At 69.6% G+C, this 5,102-nt stretch carries 6 protein-coding genes; 1 reads left to right on the forward strand and 5 read right to left on the reverse strand.

The genetic code is table 11. From position 1 onward, the window contains the following. A partial coding sequence (gene ligD, locus QH290_RS00090) for a non-homologous end-joining DNA ligase (protein ID WP_280381613.1) occupies positions 1-1,316 on the forward strand: 1,316 nt, incomplete at its 5' end. A gap of 1 nt (position 1,317) precedes the next feature. Here ligD and QH290_RS00095 read toward each other — a convergent pair. From QH290_RS00095 to QH290_RS00115, 5 genes are all read right to left on the reverse strand, one after another. After that, positions 1,318-1,962 carry a cysteine hydrolase family protein gene (locus QH290_RS00095; protein ID WP_280262265.1) on the reverse strand — a complete coding sequence of 215 codons (645 nt, stop codon included), beginning with the start codon at positions 1,960-1,962 and terminating at the stop codon, positions 1,318-1,320. Between the two features lie 345 nt (positions 1,963-2,307). Continuing rightward, on the reverse strand, positions 2,308-2,910 hold the full coding sequence (locus QH290_RS00100) for a GTP-binding protein (RefSeq protein ID WP_174556957.1): 603 nt from the start codon (positions 2,908-2,910) through the stop codon (positions 2,308-2,310). Beyond that, positions 2,891-3,265 carry a DUF742 domain-containing protein gene (locus QH290_RS00105; protein ID WP_024800684.1) on the reverse strand — a complete coding sequence of 125 codons (375 nt, stop codon included), beginning with the start codon at positions 3,263-3,265 and terminating at the stop codon, positions 2,891-2,893. Before QH290_RS00105 ends, QH290_RS00100 begins: the two co-directional genes overlap by 20 nt. A gap of 7 nt (positions 3,266-3,272) precedes the next feature. Continuing rightward, a complete protein-coding gene (locus QH290_RS00110) occupies positions 3,273-3,686 on the reverse strand; it encodes a roadblock/LC7 domain-containing protein (protein ID WP_011207200.1) in 414 nt (137 codons plus the stop codon). Then, a complete protein-coding gene (locus QH290_RS00115) occupies positions 3,683-4,465 on the reverse strand; it encodes a hypothetical protein (RefSeq protein ID WP_280381614.1) in 783 nt (260 codons plus the stop codon). The genes QH290_RS00110 and QH290_RS00115 overlap by 4 nt, the downstream gene beginning before the upstream one ends. Between the last annotated feature and the right edge of the window lie 637 nt (positions 4,466-5,102).

Below are 5,102 nucleotides of genomic sequence, written 5' to 3' on the forward strand. Positions count from 1 at the left end.
CCGCCCCCCCGCCCGCCGCGGGGGGCCCCTCTTCTTATACCCCCCCCCCCCCCCCCCCCGGCCCCCCGGCCCCCTCCCTCCCCCCGGGGGGGGGGGGGGGGGGGGGGGGGGCGCCCCCCTCGCCCCCCCCCACCACACCCAGCGAGAACAGGCTCGCCGTGCACACCGAGGACCATCCGCTCAAGTACCTGGAGTTCCACGGCTCCATCCCGAAGGGCGAATACGGCGCCGGGGAGATGACGATCTGGGATTCGGGCACCTACGAGACGGAGAAGTGGCGCGAGGACGAGGTGATCGTGCGCCTGCACGGCTCGCGCGTCGAGGGCCGCTTCGCCTTCATCCAGACCAACGGCAACCAATGGCTGATGCACCTGATGAAGTCGGAAGCTCCTGCGGAGCAACCGATTCCGAGTCGCAAGCCCGGGCGCCCCGCGGAGTTCCCGCACGGCCTGACCCCGATGCTCGCCACCACGGGCGACGTCTCCACCCTCGACGGCGAGGAGTGGGCCTTCGAGACCAAATGGGACGGCTTCCGCCTGATCGCCGAAATCGAGGGCGGCACGGTCACATTGCGCAGCCGCGCCGGGAATACGGTCACCGGCCGCTACCCGCGCCTGGCCGCCCTGGGCCGCGAACTCGCCGGGCACGACGTGGTGCTCGACGGCGAGGCGGTGGTCTTCGACGATCACGGCGTCGCGAATCTCGGTCTGCTGCAGGCGGATGCGGCACGCGCGGTCTTCGTCGCATTCGACGTGCTGTACCTCGACGGCACCTCGCTGGTGCGCAAGCGCTTCTCCGACCGCCGCCGTGTGCTGGAGGCGCTGGCCGGGCGGGCGCCGTCGCTGGTGGTGCCGCCGCAGCTGGACGGTCCCGGGGCGCAGGCGCTGCGCTACAGCCAGGAGCACGCCATGGAGGGCGTCGTCGCCAAACGCAGGGATTCGGTGTATCTGCCGGGCCGCCGCGGGCAGGCATGGGTCAAGACCCGCAATTGGCGCACCCAGCAGGTGGTCGTCGGCGGCTATCGGCGCAGCGACGCACGGCAATTCGCCTCGCTGCTGGTCGGCGTCCACCACGAGGGGCGGCTGTTCTACGTGGGCCGGGTCGGCACGGGCTTCAGCGAGCAGGAGATGGCCGAACTGGCCACGCAACTACACCGCCTGGAGCGCAAGACCTGCCCGTTCGAGAACGAACTCACCCAGGAGGAGCGCAAGGACGCGGTCTGGGCCGCACCGAAACTCACCGGAACCGTGCGCTATATGAACTGGACCGAATCCGGCCGCATGTGGCACCCGGCCTGGATCCCCGCCACCGACTGAATTACTCGCCCCGCTCCAGCAGCGGGACGATGGTGTCGATGTCCGTGACCACCGCGTTGCCCTGGAAGTCGAAGTCGTCGAGTGCCCGCGCCATCGCCTCCTTGTCCTTGCCGCCGCAGGCGTCCTGGATGACCACCGGGATGAATCCGAGATCGGTGGAATGGGTGACCGTGGGCGCGACGCCGATCTCCAGTGCCACGCCCGCGATCGCGTAGGACACGATGCCGAGGTCGCGCAGCACCGCGGCCAGCGGCGTGCCCTCGAACGCCGACATCGACGTCTTGTCGAAGACGGTCTCCCCCGGCTCCGGCTGCAACTGCGGCACGAGCTGGAAGCCCGGGGTATCGCGCTGCAGGATCGGTTTCAGATCGTCCACCGAATCCACGCCCTGCCAGGCCATCGCCAGCCGCAGGGCGTACACCCCGCTCAGCCGCGGCGGCAGGAACATGTGCCGCAGGAAGATCACGGGGTACCCGCCGCGGCGGGCCGCCTGGACCACGCGTTCCACCCGGGCGACGATCTCCTCGCCGTCCTCGAGCTGCGCGAGCACCCCGACCTGCATGTCGTAGACGAGGACCGCCATCCGTCGCGGCGAGCAGAGATCGCCGAGGTCCTGTGGAATATCCAGTCCGTTCCCGTGGCGCACGCGTTTCTCCTTCTGCCGCAGCCCTTTCGGGCACAACCCTACCGGCGATTCGGTGGGGCGCAGCGGCTTCCGGCGGATCTCGCCCGCGCGACATCGGCCACGGCTCGCGTCCCCGGCCGAACCGGGTGAGCGGCCCCGGATCGGGCATGACGAGATGGCGATGTGTCGTCGCACCGGATACGGCCGCCGCCCTGTTGTTCGGTGCCAGCTGCGCGGCGGAAATCCGCAGCGAACACTGAACAACGGACGGCGGACCGCCACACGATCCCGGCGACCTCAGCCGAAATGCCGCGCAGGGCAGGGTAATTCACCGCAGTGCCGGAACCCGCTGCGGTGCACTACATTTCAGTAACCCTGCACGACCTTGCGTAGCGCATACTCGGTGACCGAGACCAGCGCCTGCTTCACCGGCTCGCGTCTGCGGGCGTCGATCGACATGATCGGCACGTCCGCGGGCACCGCCAGTGCCTGCCGGATGTCCTCCAGGGGGTACCGCGGCGCATCGTCGAACTCGTTGATGGCCACCAGGAACGGCAGGCTGCGCGCCTCGAAGTAGTCCACGGCGGCGAAGCTGTCCTCCAGCCGGCGGGTGTCGACCAGCACCACCGCGCCGATGGCGCCGCGGATCAGGTCGTCCCACATGAACCAGAAACGGTACTGGCCGGGCGTGCCGAACAGGTACAGCACGAGGTCGTCGGCGAGGCTGATCCTGCCGAAGTCCATCGCCACCGTGGTGGTGTTCTTCGTCGGCACGGCGGCCAGGCTGTCGACGCCGACACTGGCATTGGTCACCAATGCCTCGGTGCGCAGCGGAACGATCTCCGATACCGCACCGACCAAGGTCGTCTTTCCCACACCGAAGCCGCCCGCGACCACGATCTTCGCCGAGGTGGGCTTACTGGTTCGCGTATCGACCTGGGCCGTCGAATCAAATACGCCGGAGTCCACTGAGAACCCTTTCGATCAGCTCGCGACGTTCATCGTCGCTCGAATCGTCTTTCAAAGTCGCCGAAACCCGCACATGACCGGCCTCGATGAGGTCGGCCACGAGCACTCGGGCCACCCCGATCGGAATACCCAGCCGGGCGGCCAATTCTGCGACAGACGGCGATTCTCTGCACAACTCCACGATTGACGTCTCGATGTTGGTGAGCTCGAACTGCCGCTCTAGGGCGACCGGATGCGATGCGACGAGCGCCTCCAACGCCAACTCGACCGTCGGCCGCGTACGACCGGCGGTCAGTGAGTATGGGCGAACGAGGCTGGGCTCGGCACTCCCCATGCGCTGGTTGTCTATGTCCATCCCACCATCAGGAACCCATCGTGACGCGAGGCGTGGCCTGAACTGTCTGGCCCACGCGCTCGACCAGCAAGGCCATCTCGTATCCCACTTGGCCGATATCGCAGGACGTATTCGTCAGCACCGCCAGATAGGAGCCGTCACCGACCGCCATCAGCAGTAGGTAGCCGTGTTCCATCTCGACTACCGACTGCAGCACGGTGCCGCCTTCGAAAAGGTTGGACACACCGACCGAGAGGCTGGCGAGTCCCGCGGTCACTGCAGACAGCTGTTCGGCACGGTCGACGGGCAACTGAGCGCTCGCGGCCATCAACAGACCGTCCGCCGAAACCAGCACGGCATGAGCGACGCCCGGAACCTCGTTGGCGAAGTTCGAAACCAGCCAATCCAGCTGACGGTTCGTACCACCTAGATCGGGGTTCATCGGTCTCCTTTATCTCCGGTTAGGTTCATTGCTCTCATTGCGCGGCCATCCCGAACGCCTTGCTGGTGACGACTCAGACTTGACCTGATGGACTCTGCGTCGCGAGTCGGTGTGCGATCGGCCTTTCCGATGACACCGCCGGGAACCAGCCGATTACCCGGATCGCGTTGCGGCAATCCCGCCGGCGTCCGCTTTTCCGGCTCGGCCTCCACGGCGCGGCGGGCGGCCTGCCAGCCTTCGTCACCCGGTGATTCGAAGGAGGCGGCCACCTGGGACCGGTCCGAATTCGGATCCGACAGCCACGCCGACATCATCTCGGCGAAAATCGGCGTGCCGCCCATCACCGAATCGGGCTCGTCCGCGGGCTGCAGCCGGGTCTGGAAGAACGACGCGGTCTTCTGCGGGTTCGACTTGAAGCTGTGGCGGCCCGGCTCGCGGGCCTCGCCGCCCGAATCCGCGGACTTGTCGCCCTCGGAGGAGGATTCCCGCTGCGGCAGGCTCAGTCCCGGCGTCGGGGCCGGACGCGGCGGCAGGCCCGCACCAGGCTGGCGCTGCGGCAGGCCGAGCCCGCCGGACGAGCGCTGCGGCAACCCGCCGCTCTCGGATTCGCGCTGCGGCAAACCACCGGTCGACTCGCGCTGCGGCAAACCACTACCCCGCTCGCGCTGGGGCAGACCACCACTGGACTCGCGCTGCGGCAAACCACCAGACGACTCACGCTGCGGCAAACCGCCGGACGACTCACGCTGCGGCGAACCGCTCGACTCGCGCTGGGGCAAACCACCACTCGACTCACGCTGTGGAAGGTCGCCGCCGCCCGAATCCCGCTGGGGCAGACCGTTCGCGCCCGCATTCCGCTGCGGTAGGCCGTTGCTTCCCGGCTGCCGCGACGGCAGGCCGGGGCGGCCCGAATCCCGTTGCGGCAGACCATTCGCGGCCGAATCCCGTTGCGGCAGACCATTCGCGGCCGACTCGCGCTGCGGCAGACCGGTGGCGCCGGGCTCGCGCGGCGGCACCCCGGTCGCACCGGATTCGCGGCGCGGCAGGTTCGGTGCGGGCCGCTCCGGCGTGCCTTCGGGCCCCGCGGGCGGAGGCGACGCGGGCGAACGCTGAGGCAGACCGGTCGCGCCGGAACCCCGCTGCGGGAGTCCACCACCGCGCTGCGGCAGACCACTGCCAGGCTCCCGCGGCGGCGTGCCACCGCCCTCGCGCGGTGGCAGGCCACCACCACCGGCCTGACGCTGCGGCAGCCCGGTCAGCCCGGACGGCCGCGCCGGGGGCTGACCGCCGACGCCGGGCGCCCGCGTGAGGATGTTAGCGGCCCGTCCGGCCAGCGGCGGCGCGGTTACCCCCCCCCCCGGGGGGCGGTTAGCGCCCCGGGGGGGCGCCCGCCCCCGGGGGCCCGGGCGCCCCGGG

It is taken from the genome of Nocardia wallacei (assembly GCF_029869545.1).
Classification (GTDB): domain Bacteria; phylum Actinomycetota; class Actinomycetes; order Mycobacteriales; family Mycobacteriaceae; genus Nocardia; species Nocardia wallacei_A.

Bases quoted from the DNA above. Each gene is read 5' to 3' on its own strand.
- QH290_RS00105 (WP_024800684.1), bottom strand. From the start codon at position 3,265: ATGGACATAGACAACCAGCGCATGGGGAGTGCCGAGCCCAGCCTCGTT.
- QH290_RS00110 (WP_011207200.1), bottom strand. From the start codon at position 3,686: ATGAACCCCGATCTAGGTGGTACGAACCGTCAGCTGGATTGGCTGGTT.